The 17,730-nt window shown below is 39.3% G+C and carries 17 protein-coding genes and 1 riboswitch; of the genes, 3 read left to right on the plus strand and 14 right to left on the minus strand.

Going from position 1 to position 17,730, the window contains the following annotated elements:
- Positions 1-108: 108 nt before the first annotated feature.
- The 13 genes from RWU19_RS12125 to RWU19_RS12185 form a co-directional block, all read right to left on the minus strand.
- On the minus strand, positions 109-2,190 hold the full coding sequence (locus tag RWU19_RS12125) for a heavy metal translocating P-type ATPase (RefSeq protein WP_123837704.1): 2,082 nt from the start codon (positions 2,188-2,190) through the stop codon (positions 109-111).
- A gap of 203 nt (positions 2,191-2,393) precedes the next feature.
- The gene (locus RWU19_RS12130; protein WP_002291778.1) at positions 2,394-2,753 is read right to left on the minus strand and encodes a YccF domain-containing protein; all 360 of its coding nucleotides are present in this window, start codon (positions 2,751-2,753) and stop codon (positions 2,394-2,396) included.
- 29 nt (positions 2,754-2,782) lie between these two features.
- On the minus strand, positions 2,783-3,124 hold the full coding sequence (locus RWU19_RS12135; RefSeq protein WP_002316395.1) for a hypothetical protein: 342 nt from the start codon (positions 3,122-3,124) through the stop codon (positions 2,783-2,785).
- On the minus strand, positions 3,121-3,795 hold the full coding sequence (locus RWU19_RS12140; protein WP_123837703.1) for an SGNH/GDSL hydrolase family protein: 675 nt from the start codon (positions 3,793-3,795) through the stop codon (positions 3,121-3,123). Before RWU19_RS12140 ends, RWU19_RS12135 begins: the two co-directional genes overlap by 4 nt.
- A 168-nt stretch (positions 3,796-3,963) precedes the next feature.
- Positions 3,964-4,350, minus strand: coding sequence for an iron-sulfur cluster biosynthesis family protein (locus RWU19_RS12145; protein WP_123837702.1), 387 nt, complete (start codon positions 4,348-4,350; stop codon positions 3,964-3,966).
- A 404-nt stretch (positions 4,351-4,754) separates the two neighbouring features.
- Positions 4,755-6,053 (minus strand): asparagine--tRNA ligase, encoded by a 1,299-nt coding sequence (gene asnS, locus RWU19_RS12150; protein WP_002291771.1) that lies wholly within the window; start codon positions 6,051-6,053, stop codon positions 4,755-4,757.
- 39 nt (positions 6,054-6,092) lie between these two features.
- Positions 6,093-7,283 (minus strand): pyridoxal phosphate-dependent aminotransferase, encoded by a 1,191-nt coding sequence (locus RWU19_RS12155; protein WP_123837701.1) that lies wholly within the window; start codon positions 7,281-7,283, stop codon positions 6,093-6,095.
- Positions 7,284-7,303: 20 nt separating this feature from the next.
- Positions 7,304-7,831 carry a DUF5590 domain-containing protein gene (locus tag RWU19_RS12160; protein WP_002348809.1) on the minus strand — a complete coding sequence of 176 codons (528 nt, stop codon included), beginning with the start codon at positions 7,829-7,831 and terminating at the stop codon, positions 7,304-7,306.
- Between the two features lie 46 nt (positions 7,832-7,877).
- A complete protein-coding gene (locus RWU19_RS12165) occupies positions 7,878-10,667 on the minus strand; it encodes a helicase C-terminal domain-containing protein (RefSeq protein ID WP_316002580.1) in 2,790 nt (929 codons plus the stop codon).
- Positions 10,668-10,813: 146 nt separating this feature from the next.
- Positions 10,814-11,014, minus strand: a complete 201-nt coding sequence (locus RWU19_RS12170) for a cold-shock protein (protein WP_002294871.1) — start codon at positions 11,012-11,014, stop codon at positions 10,814-10,816.
- Positions 11,015-11,299: 285 nt separating this feature from the next.
- Complete coding sequence (locus RWU19_RS12175) at positions 11,300-11,464, minus strand: hypothetical protein (protein WP_002291763.1); 165 nt, start codon at positions 11,462-11,464, stop codon at positions 11,300-11,302.
- Between the two features lie 2 nt (positions 11,465-11,466).
- A complete protein-coding gene (locus RWU19_RS12180) occupies positions 11,467-11,787 on the minus strand; it encodes a hypothetical protein (RefSeq protein ID WP_002291761.1) in 321 nt (106 codons plus the stop codon).
- 291 nt (positions 11,788-12,078) lie between these two features.
- Positions 12,079-13,197: a hypothetical protein gene (locus RWU19_RS12185; protein WP_002294874.1), complete on the minus strand. Its 1,119-nt coding sequence runs from the start codon at positions 13,195-13,197 to the stop codon at positions 12,079-12,081.
- A 232-nt stretch (positions 13,198-13,429) separates the two neighbouring features.
- Here RWU19_RS12185 and RWU19_RS12190 point away from each other — a divergent pair, with 232 nt between their 5' ends.
- The 3 genes from RWU19_RS12190 (at position 13,430) to RWU19_RS12200 (ending at position 16,296) form a co-directional block, all read left to right on the plus strand.
- A complete protein-coding gene (locus RWU19_RS12190; RefSeq protein WP_260241626.1) occupies positions 13,430-13,552 on the plus strand; it encodes a hypothetical protein in 123 nt (40 codons plus the stop codon).
- A 117-nt stretch (positions 13,553-13,669) separates the two neighbouring features.
- Positions 13,670-14,977, plus strand: a complete 1,308-nt coding sequence (locus RWU19_RS12195; protein ID WP_087063990.1) for a serine hydrolase — start codon at positions 13,670-13,672, stop codon at positions 14,975-14,977.
- A gap of 119 nt (positions 14,978-15,096) precedes the next feature.
- On the plus strand, positions 15,097-16,296 hold the full coding sequence (locus RWU19_RS12200) for a YdcF family protein (protein WP_002291754.1): 1,200 nt from the start codon (positions 15,097-15,099) through the stop codon (positions 16,294-16,296).
- A gap of 24 nt (positions 16,297-16,320) precedes the next feature.
- On the opposite strand, the gene RWU19_RS12205 is transcribed toward RWU19_RS12200, so the two are convergent.
- Positions 16,321-17,589: a voltage-gated chloride channel family protein gene (locus RWU19_RS12205; RefSeq protein ID WP_123837699.1), complete on the minus strand. Its 1,269-nt coding sequence runs from the start codon at positions 17,587-17,589 to the stop codon at positions 16,321-16,323.
- Between the two features lie 55 nt (positions 17,590-17,644).
- Positions 17,645-17,711: riboswitch (Fluoride riboswitch) on the minus strand.
- Between the last annotated feature and the right edge of the window lie 19 nt (positions 17,712-17,730).

Below are 17,730 nucleotides of genomic sequence, written 5' to 3' on the forward strand. Positions count from 1 at the left end.
GCAAAATTAAAAACATCAGTTATTTTATAATCTTAGCCATTTTCTTTGTATTCTTTTATTAAGAAAAAGGTATAAAAAAAGAGGACGTTCATTCGTCCTCTCTACTGGTCAATATTTATTTTTTACATGTAAGCTTCGCATGGCATTCAAAACAGCTAGGACTGTTACCCCGACATCTGCAAATACTGCATCTCCCATTGTTGCAAAACCAAAAGCACCTAAGGCAAGTACCAATATTTTTATCCCAATAGCAAAAACAATGTTCTGCTTGACGATCTTCAATGTTTTCTTTGCTAACTGGATCGCATCTGCAATCTTCGATGGTTGATCGTTCATGATGACTACATCTGCTGCTTCAATTGCAGCATCGCTTCCTAACCCACCCATTGCAATCCCTACATCTGCTCTTGCTAGCACTGGTGCATCGTTGATTCCATCTCCGACAAAGGCGGTCTTTTTATTGCTTCTTTGTAAGATTTCCTCTAACCGCTGTACTTTATCTTCTGGGAGTAGTTCACTGTATATCTTGTCCACGCCAACTTGCTTCCCGATATGATCAGCGATTTTTTTCGAATCACCTGTCAACATGACTGTGTGCTTGACACCAGCCTGTTTTAGTTGAACCAATGCGTCTACGGCATCTTCTTTCAAGGTATCCGCAATGACAAGATAACCACTATAACTTTGGTCGATTGCTATATAAAGCAATGTACCGATTTCTTGACTTGAAGGAAAAGAGATCTCAAACCTTTCCATCAATTTGTGATTACCTACTATTATTTGTTTGCTGTCAACTTCAGCTAAGATCCCTTCACCTGCAAATTCTTGGATATTTGTTGCCGGTAAAAGCGGACCTTCGTAGCCTTCTAAAACGGATTGCGCAATCGGATGTGTAGAAAACTGTTCTGCACTTGCAACATATTGCATAAATTTCTTTGGATCAATTCCTGTTGGATCGATCGTCTGGATCGAAAAGTCGCCTTTCGTTAATGTGCCAGTTTTATCGAATACCACTGTCTCAGTTTGTGCAAGCAATTCCAAATAATTTGAGCCTTTTATTAATACACCAATTTTACTTGCTCCGCCGATCCCACCAAAGAAACTAAGTGGTACGGAAATCACTAATGCACATGGACATGAGATCACTAAAAATGTCAACGCCCGATAGATCCATTCAGAAAACGCCGCTCCAGAAACTATTGGAGGTAAAACAGCCAATAAGACGGCCAACCCTACAACGACTGGTGTATAATATCGCGCGAATTTGGTAATGAAATTTTCAGCTGGTGCTTTTTTGCTGCTGGCATTTTCTACTAATTCTAATAATTTACTGATGGTAGAATTTTCATAGGATTTTTCTACTTGAACTAAAAATGGTTTATTTTTATTGATAAATCCACTTAATACTGTTTCGCCAACATATACAGATTTAGGAACGGATTCACCTGTAAGTGCGGATGTATCGACTAATGATTCTCCTTCGATGATCGTTCCATCTAACGGTACACGTTCACCAGGCTTAACAAGTACATACTGACCAATCCGCACGTCTTCAGGATTCACGGTCATCAATCCTTCTGCTGTCTGTATGTGCGCTGTTTCTGGACGGATAGCCATCAATTCACGAATCGATTTTCTTGAATGATTGACTGCCAATCCTTGGAAATATTCGCCGATTTGATAAAATAGCATCACTGCTACGGCTTCTGGATATTCACCGATCAACATAGCGCCGATTGTAGCAACAGACATGAGGAAATTTTCATCAAAGATTTGTCCTTTGACGATATTCATCACCGCTTTTTTCACTACATCATATCCTATCAGCAGATAAATCAATAAATACCCTATCAAACGAATTGGTTCATTAAAATCAAATAATAGCAAGACAGCGATACCTGCAAGTGAAAATAAAATCCGGATCAGCGTGTTTCTCTCTTTTTCATTTCCATGTTCAGATACTTTTTCCTTGTCTATTTCTGTTACCTTGACATCTGGTTCTAATTCTTTCACTACTTTTTTTGTTTCCTGTTCAACCGTAGCTAATCGGTCTTCCTCTACGTCAATCGTTAGTTTTCCAGAAGTGAAATTTACCGTTGCTTCCTTGACTCCATCGATTTGCTGGACTCCTTTTTCGATTTTCATCGCACAGTTCGCACAGTCTAAACCTTCTAATCTGTAACTTTTCATTTTAATGACCTCCTCGCTTTAACATATGAATATCTCTTCATAACTGATTATAAATGAATGGTTATTCATATGTCAAGGTATCCGAAAGAAAAAATGAGTTTTCAAAACATAAAAAGAACCAGATCAAACACGTGATAGTTGTGTTTCATCCAGTTCTCTCGTTCATATAACATGTTTAGGACACTCTTTTAGAACATCCTGACTTATATAATCTCTGCACCAAATGGCATCAACGCCAATCGAGCAAGTTTGAAAGATTGCTTTGCAAATGGTATCCCTATAATCGTGATACATAGAAGGATGCCGCTGACGACATGTCCAAGAGCAATTGGGAGACCTGAAACGATCAGCCAGATGATGTTGACAATCAATGACATGCCGGACTGGTGGTAAATTACTTCTTTGCCAAAAGGCGCAAAAGAAAGGGAGGCGATTTTAAAACACTGCATACCGATAGGGATACCAATGATCGTGATACACCAAAGTACCCCTGCTGCTAACCAGCTAAGACCCCCAATTAGTCCGCCAAATATGAACCAGATGACATTTCCTAAACAACTCATTGTATTTCTCCTTTTATTACTGTTTTTAATTAGAACTGGACAAAAAACGATTTGATTTTTCGTTTTTTAGCTTCCAGCATCAAGTATTCCGCAAATCTTTTTTGGATTTCTTCCGTTTTTTCTTTTGTTACTAATGTGTGTTGGATTAGTTTTCCTGCTGGTCGCTGATCCACCCGTTCTTCTGATTGCTGTTCATCTGCTTGCGCAAAACCGATGATCCGGTTTTCTTTTGTTACAGCAACGATCAATAGTTTATTCCTATCATGTAGTTCAGCTGCCGTTTTTACTTTTACGAATGATTCTGGATGATCAGTAATCAGCTGATTGATTTGAGGGAGATCTTCTTTTACTGCCCTTCGTATTTCCATCATTTCTCCCTTTTCTTTCGTTCATTTTTATTTCCACTAAAAAAATCAACTGCGGAAATCGCATCTATCCAACTTTGTGCAATAATCTCGTGTCCGCCAATCGTTGGATGCACGCCATCTTCTTTTGTATATTTCGAAAAACCATAAGCGATTCCTAAAGCATTGAATATTCCATCTAAAGGAATCAGCAATGTGCCATATTCTTTTGCGAGTTTACGAACGATTTGGATCTTAGGGTCTAAGTCTTTGCGCCACCCATAACGATCATTTGTCACAGGAAGTACAAAAGGCTCCATTAATACGATATTGCAGATTCCAGCTGCTTGAAGTTCATTTAGTAACTCTCGATAAACGGATTCAAATTGCTGCACAGATTTCTCAGTGCCGAATATAGCTTGATCTCCAGTATTATGCCACGTATCATTGATTCCAATCAAAATCGATACATAATCAGGTTGCAGAGCTAAACAATCTTCTTGCCAGCGTGCTTGCAGATCTGCAATTTTGTCTCCTCCTATCCCACGGTTTATACATTCAAATTCCATCGTTGGATATTGTGAGATTAGTTTCCCGGCAATCAAAAGCGGATACCCTTTACCTAGATCCGTTGCTTCTGAACGGTCTCTTCCTGCGTCTGTAATGCTGTCACCAATAAATAACACGCGTGTTTTCATTTGTCAAAAACTCCTTTTTGAATAAAACGACGATTTTCTTCTTTATATTATCCCATAAGCTCTACCAAGACGAAAGAGAAAATAGATGTATAAAAAAAGACACCCGCCTAGTTTCCTCAAACGATTGGATGAATACTCAGCAAGTGCCTAGTTTTTTATGCTTTTTTCTTAACGTGCCGGATTTTTCTTGATTCCTTCGTTGTTTGATTCAGTGAAATCGATCAGACCTAAGTTTCCGTCAATCAGCCCACTGTCGCCCGTCAAACTCAAAATATGATGAGAAGCATCAAAACGTATATTCATATGCTCATCTAAGTCTGCCAACGAATATCCCTTTACTAATATCTCTCCTAGATTGCTTGGGATAGATTGGTCATAACTTTCTGTCGACATATCTGATCCGATGATTCCAAGGGTGAATTGAACTTGCATGTGGATCATTGCATGCTGAGAATACGGACCTACTCCATCTTCGAATGTTAATATTAGTTTGTTTCCAGGTGCTAGATGCTGCTTTATTTCAGCAGCAGAAGCATCATCAAATCGAATTTCCATTTGAATCGCCTTCTTTGTATATGTTTGATTGATTGCGATTTCATTATAGAACCTTGTGAAGAAAATAGCAATTTCTTTTGCTCTCTTCTCTTGTCTGCTGGAAACTTCCTTTATGCCATATTTTAAAAAAAGAACTGCGAGAGTTCGCAGTTCTTTTTTAGAATAAACGGTGTTCAATCAGCTGACCCTCGATATTAGCTCAAAAAACGGTAAAATATGAGAAGCTATTTTTCCGTTTTGTTTCTCTAATACTCAGGTCAAGGCACTGATTTCACAACCTCTTCCTTAAACGGTGTTCAAAAGCCAGTTTCTCGGTATTAAGCCAAATTTATGCAAAAATGTGGAAAGCCATTTTCACAAAATTTTTCTTAATACTCGAAACTAAACAGCTTTTTCATCACTTCTTATGGATAAATTCGGTTCAACAAACGTGGGAATGGAATAGCTTCACGCACATGGTCGATACCAGCAATCCAAGTGACTGTTCGTTCAAGACCTAGACCAAAGCCAGAGTGCGGAACAGAACCGTATTTACGTAAATCAAGGTACCATGAATATTCTTTTTCATCCAAACCGTGATTACGGATTTGTTCTAACAAGAAATCATAGTCCGTTGCCCGTTCGCTTCCGCCAATGATTTCACCGTAGCCTTCTGGTGCGATCATATCTGCACAGATCACCACGTCTTCTCTTGTTGGATGTGGTTTCATGTAGAATGGCTTGATGGCTTTTGGATAGTTTAGAATAAAGACAGGTTGTTCGAATGAATTTGCAATGAACGTTTCATGAGGTGAACCAAAATCTTCGCCCCATTCGATGTCATCAAATCCATTTTTCTTCAGTAATTCGATTGCATCATCGTAAGTAATACGAGGGAATGGCAATTTTGTATAAGTTTTTAAGACTTCTTTGTCTCGTCCTAGTACATCCAATGCGTATTCGCAATGATCTAAAACATTTTGTACTAAGAAGGCTACATATTGCTCCTGTACTTCTAAACTTTCTTCTTGGTGAGTGAAGGCCATTTCTGGTTCGATCATCCAGAATTCAATCAAGTGACGGCGTGTCTTTGATTTTTCAGCACGGAAAGTCGGACCGAATGAAAAGACTTTTCCGAAAGCCATAGCAGCAGCTTCCATATATAATTGGCCACTTTGAGATAAATAGGCTTTTTGATCAAAGTAGTTTGTTTCAAATAAATCCGTAGTGCCTTCTGGTGCTGAACCAGTCAAGATTGGCGGATCGATTTTGACAAAATGATGTTGATTAAAGAATTCATACGTTGCACGAATGATTTCATTTCTGATTTGCATGATCGCATGTTGTCTTGAAGAACGTAGCCATAAATGACGATGATCCATCAAGAAATCTGTTCCGTGTTCTTTTGGTGTGATCGGATAATCGTGGCTCTCGCTTACTACTTCCACATTTGTAATCCCGATTTCATAACCGAATTTTGAACGGCTGTCTTCACGGATTTCTCCAGTTACTAGCACAGATGTTTCTTGGTGCAGATTTTTAGCTGTTTGGAAAACCTCTTCTGGCACTTCGCTTTTTACAACCACCCCTTGGAAAAAGGCTGTTCCGTCCCTTAATTGTAAAAATGCGATTTTTCCGCTTGATCGTTTATTTGCGACCCAAGCGCCGATTGTTACTGTTTCTCCCACATGGTTTTTCGAATCGATGATTTGAATTTGTTCCACGTATGACTCTCCTTTTATATTCCTTGAATTTCTTCAGGATTAATTTTGACTTTTACTCTCAATAAATTGCTTGATTCTGCGTACCGCTTCTTCTAACGTAGCACGATCAGTCGCATAACTCATGCGGACATTTTCTGGTGCCCCAAAGCCTTCGCCAGTCACAAGTGCTACCCCTGTTTCTTCTAAAAGATCTTCTACCCATTTTGTGACATTCTCATACTTACACATGCGTAGCGTTTCTTTTACATTAGGAAAAAGATAAAAAGCTCCTTGCGGCTTTTCAAGAGAAACACCTGGCAGTTCTGCCACAAGCGGATATAACGTATTCAGGCGTTCTTCAAAGGCATTCCGCATTTCTTCCACTGTATCTTGCTCGCCTTTCAATGCTTCAACAGCTGCATATTGACTGACTGCTGTCGGATTGCTAGTTGATTGGGAAGCAACAGCGATCATCCCATTAATAATTTCAGGATTCCCAACCGCATAACCGATGCGCCAGCCTGTCATCGCATAGGTCTTAGACACGCCATTGATGATGATGGTCTGATTTTTGATTGCTTCTGAAATCGTTGCAATTGGAGTAAACTCATTGCCATTATAAACTAAACGACCATAAATATCATCAGCAACTATCAAAATATCATTTTTTACTGCCCATTCACCAATTGCCTTCAGTTCATTCTTGCTATAAATCATTCCAGTCGGATTCGATGGCGAATTGATGATCACGGCTTTTGTTTTTCCTGAACGTGCTTGTTCTAACTGTTCAACAGTAACTTTCCAGTTATTAGATTCTTTCCCTTTCACAAAGACAGGCAGGCCTTCTGCCAGTTTCACTTGCTCGCCGTAACTGACCCAATAAGGCACAGGAATGATGACTTCATCTTGCGGGTCCAGGATTGTTTGAAAAAGTGTATACAAAGCAAATTTCGCGCCATCTGTTACGACCGTTTGTGAAGATTCATAGACAAGTCCATCATTTTTCTTCAGATAATCAACGATCGCCTGCCGAAGTTCTGGGATTCCTGCTGTTGGTGTATAATAGCTAGCTTTTCCGTTGCGGATTGCTTCGATTGCTGCTTCTTGGATGTTTTCTGGTGTCGCAAAATCCGGTTCTCCCACAGTCAAACTCAGCACATCTCTTCCTTTTGCTTTTAACGCCTTGGCTTTTGCCGCAGCTGCCAAAGTAACAGATGGTTCTAATCGTTTCGTTCTTTTTGATAACTCCATCCCATTCATTCCTTTACCTATTAAATTCCCTTGATTGTCTTGACTTCATCTCCTGATTCAAAACCAATCAGGTAATAATTCAATTTTCCATTTGTTTCTTTTCCTACTACTTCCCATACAGGCTGATCATCGTACATTCCTAAAGCTGCTTTTTCGATTTGGATTTCAGGATGAGCTGCAGCAATTGTTTGTTTCGCTTCGTTTTCAGTCAATCCCTTCGTTTGATCCAATACTTTTACTTTTTCACCAGATTTAGGAATGATAACGGCGATTTCTTTTCCTTTATCATTCGTACCCGTCAATGAAAAGTACGTTTTCTTTCGAGTAAACCAGTAAAAATGATCGGCTTCCTCGAGATTTGCATATTTCTTTGCGATTTCTACTGCTTCTTTTTTCGCCTGGACCGCCGGACGACTGGAACGCAAGTAAAAAATCGAGCTGATCACGATGACCGCTAATAAAAATACGATCAAGCCAAGCAATACGCGATTAATCGTTTTTTCCTTTGTCTGTTTTTTCTTCAAGGGTCGTCGCTCCTTTATCTTCATTCCTTTTCATTATAGCAGATTTTAATGATGAAAAAAGACGGCACCTTTAACTTCCTTCTTCATTTTTCTTTAAGAATTCATGGATATCCTGATAGATTTCATCCATAGCTAGCTCTTTTATCGGTACTTTTTTCGGTAATGCATGGATGATTCGTGCACCATATTTTGCAGTGACTAATCTCCGATCCAAAATAAGTAATACGCCACGATCTGTCTCCGTCCTTATCAAACGACCTAATGCTTGGCGTAACTTCAAAGCTGCTTTAGGCACGGATTCCTGATAAAAAGGATTGATCCTCTCTGATTCCAGATAAGCATTCCTAGCTTTGACCATCGGACGTAACGGGTTGTCGAAGGGTAAACGTGTGACTACAACAATCTGCAAAGCATCTCCAGGTAAATCTACACCTTCCCAAAAGCTGTCAGCACCAAATAAGACGCTTTTTTCTGACAAAATGAAGCGTTTCAAAAGTTTTTCCCGACTTCCGCCAAATCCTTGAGCAAGAATTTCACGTCCTTTTTCTAGCATAGACAAATGCATTTTCTGATATATCTTTTGTAAAACATCATGAGAAGTGAATAAAACAAGGATCGGCCGATCTTCTTGTTCAATCAATCCTGTGAGTGCTACTTCTAAATAATCGATATATGCTTGATTGCTGACTTGATGGACTGCAGGTGCTTCTTTCGGCACATAGATTCTTGCCTGTTTCTCGTAATCATAAGGAGAAGCAATCACTTTAAGAGGTGCTGCTTCAATGCCAAGTCGTTTAGAGAGATACTGTCGATTAGGTCCGATCTTCAGTGTTCCTCCAATATAAAGAATATGGTCATATCGAGGATACCACACAGTTGACGGCAACATAGCTGCTTGAAAATCATGGAGATGAAAAATCATCTGCTGTGCTGTATTCCCGGGAACGAACCAATGGATCAAATGATCTCGCCAGTCTTCTAGCCATTGGTCCATCAGCAAGTATTGCTTGTCTAATTGATCAAATAAGCTATATAAACTTGCTAAATCGATCCGCATCTGGTTGGTCCAACTTTCTTGGATAATCTCAAAAGTCAAGCGCATCTGTGATTGTAGTTGTTGGATCTCTTGATAAAAAAGTTGCAGATGATCCATTGCTGTTCCAGATTCCAGTGGCAGCTGATCCAACATTTCTTTTGTCATCATGACTTCTTCTGGATATTGTCCGTTAGGCTGCTTGCTGCTTACTAAGTTCATTAATCCCTCTGCCACACAAATCTGCGCTTCGCATAGTGCAGAGAGTTCTTCTCGATAAATCGACAACCAGCGCAAGGCTTCATGTTCCTTCGGCAAATAACTTTGTATGCGGTCAAATAACTGATTCGGCTCTTCCAGTTGTTGGATTTGTTTATGGAAGTAGTTAATACTTAGTCGTTTGTCATTTACTTTTTCAGCAATTTCCGGCAAATGATGCACTTCATCAATCAACAAATAAGGACTAGCTGGAAGCAATGGTTCTTTTCGCTGTGTTTCTTGTACTAAAAATGCATGGTTGACTATCAAAAAATTGCTTTGTTTGATTTTCTTTTGCAAGAAACGCACAAAGTCTTGTTTGTAAAACGACTGATTCCTTGCTAAAAACCCAGTGCCTCTGTGCGCGACATCTGCAAAGAATGCATGGTTCAGATTGGTTAAATGTAATTCATCCAAATCACCGGTCTTCGTTTGTGTTAGCCAAACTAAGACAGCCATTTGGTACAAAGCATATTGTTTTTGTCCCGGCGGTTCCACAAGTGTACCTTTAAAACGCTGTAAATCAATATAGTGGCGATAGCTTTTGATAATCACAGGTTGTATCGGCTGATCTAGCAATTGATTCAGTAATGGAATGTCTTTTTCCATGATCTGCTGCTGCAAAACAAGCGAAACGGTGCTGATGACAGCTGGTTTTTCAGGTGTAGCCAAATAACTCAAAGGCAACAGATAACCAATCGTTTTGCCCATTCCTGTAGCTGCTTCGATCATCAAATCTTTTGATTCATCTTTTGTGAAATGGTCGTAGACAGCATTCATCAGCCTGTTCTGTTCTTTTCGATACATCAGTGTTTTACCAAACATTTTTTCTTTTGCTTGTTTTTTTCTTGGATATGTCCGCTCGCCATAATGGACGGATGTGAATAGCTCCACTTCTTTTTTCTGCAAAGCTAGCCCATCGATGATTTCTAATGAGAGATCAAGGGGCTCCGGGTTTTCTTTCATTTCTTCAAGCACGTGGTAAATGAAACGACTCGTATCCATTCCTGTATGGCTACTTAATCGTGCAATCTGCTCTAATGTGATGATCGGCAATTTCCTCATTCGTTCTTCGATCAGTAAAAGAAGCTGACCTGTCACTTCGGCATCACTATCCGCCTGATGAGGATTCTCATGAATAAAGCCAAGGCTTTCTGACAAATCAGCTAAGCGAAAACTTGGTTCCGTCGGCAAGAAAATTTGTGCAAGTTCTACGGTATCGATGCCCGGTATCTTCAAACTAGGAAGTCCGCATCGCATGAGTTCATGGTTCAAAAAATTATAATCAAAATAAATATTATGCGCGACAAATATGGTGTCTGCCAAAAGATTGTAAATCGTTTGGGCGACATCTTCAAAATAAGGCGCTTTTTGGACGCGTTGATTCGTGATCCCTGTTAAATGCTGGATTTGTTTTGAAATCTTCCGCCCTGGATGAATATCGATCGAAAAACGTGAAGTGATCCGACCAGCTTCAATCATGACGCAGCCAAATTGGATGATCCGATCTTCTTTTGGATTCGTCCCAGTCGTCTCGATATCAACGACTGCATAAGTTCTTGGTTTCAAAATAACTTCCTCTTCTCCTGCCTCTAATGTTCTTTTGAAATTATACTACAAAGTGCAGAAAAATACTCTCATCGCTTTTTAAGGAAAAAAAGACAAAAAAGCCCAGACACGTAAATGTCTGGACTTTTATTTTTAGTATAGGTAAATTAAGCTTTAGTAACGTTTGTTGCTTGAGGTCCGCGTTGACCTTCTTCAACGTCGAAAGTTACTGTTTGGCCTTCTTCTAAAGTTTTGAATCCGTCGCCTTGGATAGCTGAGAAATGAACGAATACATCGTTTCCGTTTTCTGCAGTGATGAATCCAAATCCTTTTTCTGAGTTAAACCATTTTACTGTACCTGTTTCCATAATAAAAATCCTCCTTGTGTTTCAACACATATTTTGCAATTACTTGAATGGTGTATATCTGGAAGATGTTTATTTGAAACAAGCTACCACAGATTACCGAACAAAAACTACTTCTACAGTATATCATACCGTTTACAAAAACGCTAGAGTTTTTCGATATTTTTTTATAAAAAAATGTTTTCTCAGCGATTACATCAAGTGAAAAACCGAACTTTCTTAATGACAAACGTTCTATTGTTCAGATACCCCTCTTTCGATCCTTTGCACCTCTTTAAACTAAAAAAATTATTCTGTCTGACTATTTATTGTTTCTGTTTCAACGGTTGAGGATGGGGAAGACTCTTTAGTAGGTCTGATGTTCTCATGGTATTTCTGATAGCCTATGACAGTGACCAGAAGAACAAGGCAAACCAATACGATCAACGAGATTAATTTTTCTTTTTTGTTCATACCTATACCTCATAAATGACAGGATGATGCCCATCATATTTCTGAGCATGGGTAACAGCAAAAGCTGCAGCTGTTGAATGGAAAAAATGCCAGCAGCTTTCGTAATCACATGACGGACAATACCAAAAATAACCAAATCTTGGCTGCAAAGCCCGTTCTTCTGTTTCAGGGAACGCAGAATCAAACGCTGATGTCTGCGCATAAATATTTTTGTACATACGTGCGCCTGTGCTTAGAGAACGCTGTGTTTCTTCTGCAAAAACTGGTTGACTTGTTAAACTTAGGGATAGAGACAGCAAACACCATAACAGTCTTTTTTTCATAAAGACCTCCTTATCGATAAGTTTTTCCCAATTAAAATCATATCTCAAGAACGACCGTTATTTGCATTTCATTCATAAATGGTGTTTTTTGTATCATAATCGTCAAAAAAGAGGTCGTGACGATGTCACGACCTCTTGATAAACGATGTTCCAGAAGTAACTTCTTCGGAAATAAGCCGAAATTTCACAAAAATTTGAGAAATAATTTTCGTAAATCTCTTCTTATTTCTTGATGCAGAACAGCTTTTCCTCTCTAATACTCAGGTCAAAACACTGATTTCACAACCTCTTTTAATAACGAAGAATCGCTGTCAGACTCTTTTCATCTGGCGCATCTTTTTGATCCAAAATAAACACTTTCCCACCATTAATGATCACATCGTCTGCCAAAGCATTCAGCACTTGACGCCGATCATATTCTGTTTCAGGATCTTCTCCGAAACCATCAGCTAAGTTTGACGTAGCGATAAACAAATGGGATACTTTTCCTTCTTTCGCAGCTGGAACGATATCAACTAACTGATCGATGAATTTCTTATCTAAAAGTTTATTGTACTCTTTTGATTCTTGAGCTGCTAGTTCACTTGACAGCTTCTTCGCTCCTTCTTCGATATCTCTAAAGGATAGTTGTGCTGGAGAAGCAGAAATCGCAACGTCTGCACAATAGTAAGGATTTTTGGCGATTTTTTTGAACATCGTCTGATTTTCTGGTAGAGCGAATAAATAAATCGGCCATTGTTCAGGATTTTCGAAAGAATCCTTCAAGTACGTATCAACTGCTTGGTAATAGTTGACCCAATCGATTTCTACTTCTTCATCTTTTGGATTCACGCCATGGAAAGTCACGCCATCTCGGGCACCGCCCCCTCCATTAGAAGAGAAGTTCAAACCGCCACCTGTCAGTTCAGATCCCAATGCAGTAACGACATCGACCGGTGCCCCTTCTGGTAGAGACACTTCTTTTACTTGTTTGTTGCTGACTTCATACAATTTCATGGAGTCGCGGTTCAATCCCAACAGATAATAGGAATAGTTGAACTGTCCATTTTTGATAATGGCCAGTAAATAAGGAAGATCACTTACATAATATTGATCGTCTACCGGGATACTCAAACGATGGATATAGGTTTGATCAGCAGTTATAATGACCGCTACACTCGTAGTTGCACTACGCCAAAACGAAGGATCTCCTAACAAATTTTCAATTTTTTCTTGGAACGGGGACCAGTCATGCTCGGAATATTTTTTTTCAAAACGTTTCTTTGCTTCTTTTGCAAAATTTTTGAATTTGATTTGATCTTTTTCCACATCTTGATGTGCGACATGCGTATTCAGCATGATCGTGACGAACGGTCCTTTAGCGCCTTCTGAAGTCAATTGTGACAATAGTTCTTTATCCTTTTTTGCCATAAACGTACCCCTCCTAAAAAAATCATTCCTTTGTGTCTATCTAAAGTCTACCACAACACTATTTTTCCATACAATAAAACGTATCTAAAAAAATAAAACGGTTTCTTTAGTTGGGTATTTTGCAATTTTTTTAAGTTATCTTCATAATTTCCTCAATTATTTAGGCACAGTCTTCAACTATTCTTCATGAAAGGCTGCTAGACTAAGAAAAAGACCAAAAGAGGTGGACCTTATGCATTTGATTATGATTTTTAGTTTATTAAGTATCATCAGCTTATTTGCTTTCAGCGCTTCCCGCTTATTAGAGGCGGAAAAACAGCCTGTCCCTGTAAAAGTACGGAAAAATGACCGCTAACCTTTTCATAACGCGCGTTCTTATCCTAAAGTTTTTTTCAGAAACATTGAAACTCTCTTCCCTCTCTGATAAAATTTTAATTTGTAGCGAAACAAATTAAATACAAGGAGATCGGATATGTCCATAAAAAAAACACGTCTAGTCCTATTATTGGCTAGTCTCATTCTTTGCCTTGCTTCTTTTCTACCAGCTGTTGCTGTGCAAGCTGAAGATACTTTCAAAGTAAATGCAAAAGCAGCCTTTGCTGTAGATGCGCAAAGCGGTAAGATTCTTTATGATCAAGATGGAGAAAAAACCATGGGGATCGCTTCAATCACAAAAATCATCGGTCTTTACATCGTCCTTGATCAAGTAAAAGAAGGGAAACTATCATGGGATGATAAAGTTTCGATTTCAGATTATGCAGAAAATTTAAGTGTCACCCCAGATTTATCAAATGTTCCTTTGCATAAAGAAAATACCTACACTGTTAAAGAATTATTCGACTCTGCAATCATCCAGTCAGCCAACGCTTCAATGGTTGCCTTGGCAGAAAAAATTGCTGGCAGCGAAGCAAAATTCACTGAACGAATGAAAGAACAATTGAAAGATTGGGGAATCAAAGATGCAACGATCGTTAATGCATCAGGACTGAATAACTCTTATCTTGGCGAAAACCGACCAGAAGGTACTGGAGAAAACGACGAAAATCAAATGTCTGCTCAAGATGTGGCCATCGTGGCCCGTCATTTGATCTTGGATTTTCCAGAAATACTGGACGTATCTAGCACTACGACACAAATGTTTGGCGAAAACACGCAATCACCAGTGGAAATGGTCAACTGGAACTGGATGCTCCCAGGATTCGTGAATTATAAAGAAGGCGTGGACGGATTAAAAACTGGTACGACTGAGCTTGCAGGTGCCTGTTTCGTCGGTACGATCACTAAAAACGATCAACGGATCATCACTGTCGTATTGAATGCAGACGGCCATGCGGAAAACCCAAGTGCCCGTTTCAATGAAACAGCCCGCTTGATGGACTATTGCTACGACAATTGGTCAGAAAAAGAGCTTGGAAAAGCCAATGCAAGTATCCCTAGTCTAAAAACCATTGATGTAAAAGACGGAAAAGAATCAACAGTGCCCGTTGTGCTTAAAAGTCCTGTAAAAGTATGGGTACGAAACGATATGGATACTGGAAAATTAACAATCACTCCAACTCTTGACAAAAAGCAAGTCACTGACAATGAGATCCAAGCACCTATGGATAAAGGGACAAAAATCGGTACCGCAACGATCACCTTGGCAGAGGATAAATTAGGTTATCTAGAAGACAACAACGCGCCATCCACAGAAATCATCACGGATAAAACCGTAGAAAAAGCAAATATTTTCGTTATTGGCTGGCGACGTGTCGCAGAATTTTTCGGCAACTTGTTTTAATTGAACAAAAAGAAAAAACATCTTTCCGTATGGAAGATGTTTTTTTGCTTTTTCTAGTTTAAATAACAGCTTTTTTCATCTATTTTCGTTATACTGTATAAGAAAAAGGAGTTGAATTTATGAATCTAACCAGAGATCTGATTTTTTTGGTTCTCTATCTTATTGGGGTATTCTCCATCGTTTATTGGCGAAAACAGAAAAAGGATCCTTCCTTGTTCTTTTACAGCAGTACGTGGACATTTGCGGTAATCTTGACTTATTTTGTCGTGTTGGAAATTTTTTATTCGACCTTTTATTTTTTGATTCCCTTAGTGTTTTTCAGTATCTTTGCCTTTTCCTATTTTTCAGAAAAGCGAAGGCTGCTGAATGGTCTTTTATTCAATGTTTTCCTCATTAGTTTTGGTATCTACTTGTTTGTCTTGCTATACGAAACACAAAATATTTTTCTTGGCGGACTGATTGCCTTGATCACGATCCCGTTACTGCTTGTCTTTCTATTCGGCATTTATGGATTGATCGTTTTTCTTTTTTGGAACGGTGTCACAGTTTTACGTAGAGAGTCGCATTCATTAGCTAATCTTTTAACGTTGATACTAGCCATTTTTCTTACATTGTTTCTTGTTTTTGACTTTTTCTTGTTAAAATATTTGCCGCAATGGATAAATGCTTTGTTTTTCTGCATTCCATTGATCTTGATCTATCTATTTATCGTATTCTACAACTTTTTGACTGTCTCATTCTTGTATCAGTTCAACCGCCCTCGATACAATCAAGACTTCATCGTTGTGTTAGGCGCTGGGTTGATCAATGGAGAAACAGTTTCTCCTCTTCTTGCCAAGCGAATCAATAAGGCGATTGCTTTTTATTGGGCACAAAGCCGTGCGACATTAAATCCGCCTATCTTATTAATGTCGGGTGGACAGGGAGCAGATGAAAAAGTACCAGAAGCAATTGCGATGAAACAATATGCCATGGAACAAGGAATTCCTGAAAGAGATATTCTTGTCGAAACCAATTCGACAACCACTTTGGAGAATATGCGCTATTCAAAGGAAATCATGGATCAGCAAATGAAAGGTCCCTATCGCGCGATCTTCAGTTCCAACAATTACCACATTTTCAGAGCTGGTCTCTATGCACGACAAGCGAAACTGAAGGCAAATGGTATTGGGGCAAAAACAGCTTTCTATTACTTGCCTAACGCGTTTTTAAGAGAATACATCGCCATCTTGATGATGAACAAAAAAAGACATATGATCATTTGCGGATTGCTTTTCGCAGGTTCCGCATTCTTATCACTGATCACTTTACTTTTCTAAAAAACAAGGTGTGACAAATATATGTCACACCTTGTTTTTTTCTTTTATTCTCTTGACGATTGGCAAGAATAATATTCCTTTTTTGACGGCTACTTGCTGTGCAGAATAAATACCGCTGTTTCCTGAACACATAAAGCTGATCAAGCAGATCATAAAGAAGTAAACAGCAGCTTGTGAACCAAATAATTCGATTCCCATCACAAAACAGGCAATCGGTGTATTTGTCGCACCAGAAAATACCCCGATAAAACCCAATCCAGCAAGAAAAGGAACAGAAACATGGAGCAAAGGGGCTAGCGCTGCGCCAAGCGTTGCACCAATCTCAAACAGTGGTGTCACTTCTCCCCCTTGGTACCCCGCACCTAAAGACAAGACTGTGAAGAATAATTTCCCAATAAAATCATAAGCATGTGCCTGTCCATTAAATGATTCCTGCAGTAACGGAAGACTCAACCCAAGGTAACGTTGTGTTTGCAAAATCAACGCTGCGGCTACAACTACTGCTCCACCTATCGTATTTCGCCAAACAGGATGAGGAATCCATTGCGCATACCGTGCTTTTAAAAAGACGATCGAACGGCTGAATACCCAACCAATCCCACCAAAAGCAATCCCAGCAACAAAAACTTTGAAGAACAGCAACATATTCCATTCAGGAATCATACCCATTTGGTAATGTAGATGAGAAACATCATAGCTTTCCGTCATGAAATTTGCAAAAAGTGCAGCAAAGAAGCTAGGGAAGATTGCTTCTGTTCGGACTTTCCCGATTGCCAACACTTCTAATCCAAACAATGTTCCGGCTAAAGGTGTGCCAAATACAGAACTGAAACCGGCACTGATCCCGCTGATAATCAAAATCTCCCGTTCTGATTTATCCAATCGGAACAAACGTGCTGTATTATCTGCTAACGCTCCCCCCATTTGGACTGCTGTTCCTTCACGACCAACAGATCCCCCAAATAAATGGGTAGTGATGGTTCCAAACAAGGTCAATGGAATGAGCCGCAAAGGGATCTTTTCTTCTCCTCCATTCCCTTGATCGATCACTAAGTTATTCCCACGACTAGAAAGGCCGCCATGATACGCATAAAGATAAGCAAAAAGCGCGCCGCTGATTGGCAATAGATAAAGTAGCCAAGGATGTGCTAGTCGGATATCTGTCACAAATGTCAAGCTATTTAAGAAAAAAGCAGACAAACTCCCCATGAATACTCCCAGAATCGCTGTAATCACCAACCACTTCAGCATGTACATCAAAATACGCACTGGACTCGGTAATTGTTTTTCCATAAAAAATTCCTCCTCAAATAAAAAAACGCCTACTAAAGAAAGGGGCTGTCCCCAGACTTTAGTAGGCGTCATTAGCTATCTTTCGTTAGCATTTAAAGGCGAACACCATCACCTATTCACTTCCATTAAAAGATAGCATAT

It is taken from the genome of Enterococcus sp. 2STP, assembly GCF_032465635.1.
GTDB classification, from domain to species: Bacteria; Bacillota; Bacilli; order Lactobacillales; family Enterococcaceae; genus Enterococcus_B; species Enterococcus_B lactis.

What these genes read in the sequence shown, in the direction of transcription:
- RWU19_RS12125 (WP_123837704.1), bottom strand. Translation starts at nt 2,190, where the DNA reads ATGAAAAGTTACAGATTAGAAGGTTTAGACTGTGCGAACTGTGCGATG.
- RWU19_RS12130 (WP_002291778.1), bottom strand. Translation starts at nt 2,753, where the DNA reads ATGAGTTGTTTAGGAAATGTCATCTGGTTCATATTTGGCGGACTAATT.
- RWU19_RS12135 (WP_002316395.1), bottom strand. Translation starts at nt 3,124, where the DNA reads ATGATGGAAATACGAAGGGCAGTAAAAGAAGATCTCCCTCAAATCAAT.
- RWU19_RS12140 (WP_123837703.1), bottom strand. Translation starts at nt 3,795, where the DNA reads ATGAAAACACGCGTGTTATTTATTGGTGACAGCATTACAGACGCAGGA.
- RWU19_RS12145 (WP_123837702.1), bottom strand. Translation starts at nt 4,350, where the DNA reads ATGGAAATTCGATTTGATGATGCTTCTGCTGCTGAAATAAAGCAGCAT.
- RWU19_RS12155 (WP_123837701.1), bottom strand. Translation starts at nt 7,283, where the DNA reads ATGGAGTTATCAAAAAGAACGAAACGATTAGAACCATCTGTTACTTTG.
- RWU19_RS12160 (WP_002348809.1), bottom strand. Translation starts at nt 7,831, where the DNA reads ATGAAGATAAAGGAGCGACGACCCTTGAAGAAAAAACAGACAAAGGAA.
- RWU19_RS12170 (WP_002294871.1), bottom strand. Translation starts at nt 11,014, where the DNA reads ATGGAAACAGGTACAGTAAAATGGTTTAACTCAGAAAAAGGATTTGGA.
- RWU19_RS12175 (WP_002291763.1), bottom strand. Translation starts at nt 11,464, where the DNA reads ATGAACAAAAAAGAAAAATTAATCTCGTTGATCGTATTGGTTTGCCTT.
- RWU19_RS12180 (WP_002291761.1), bottom strand. Translation starts at nt 11,787, where the DNA reads ATGAAAAAAAGACTGTTATGGTGTTTGCTGTCTCTATCCCTAAGTTTA.
- RWU19_RS12185 (WP_002294874.1), bottom strand. Translation starts at nt 13,197, where the DNA reads ATGGCAAAAAAGGATAAAGAACTATTGTCACAATTGACTTCAGAAGGC.
- RWU19_RS12190 (WP_260241626.1), top strand. Translation starts at nt 13,430, where the DNA reads ATGCATTTGATTATGATTTTTAGTTTATTAAGTATCATCAGCTTATTT.
- RWU19_RS12195 (WP_087063990.1), top strand. Translation starts at nt 13,670, where the DNA reads ATGTCCATAAAAAAAACACGTCTAGTCCTATTATTGGCTAGTCTCATT.
- RWU19_RS12200 (WP_002291754.1), top strand. Translation starts at nt 15,097, where the DNA reads ATGAATCTAACCAGAGATCTGATTTTTTTGGTTCTCTATCTTATTGGG.
- RWU19_RS12205 (WP_123837699.1), bottom strand. Translation starts at nt 17,589, where the DNA reads ATGGAAAAACAATTACCGAGTCCAGTGCGTATTTTGATGTACATGCTG.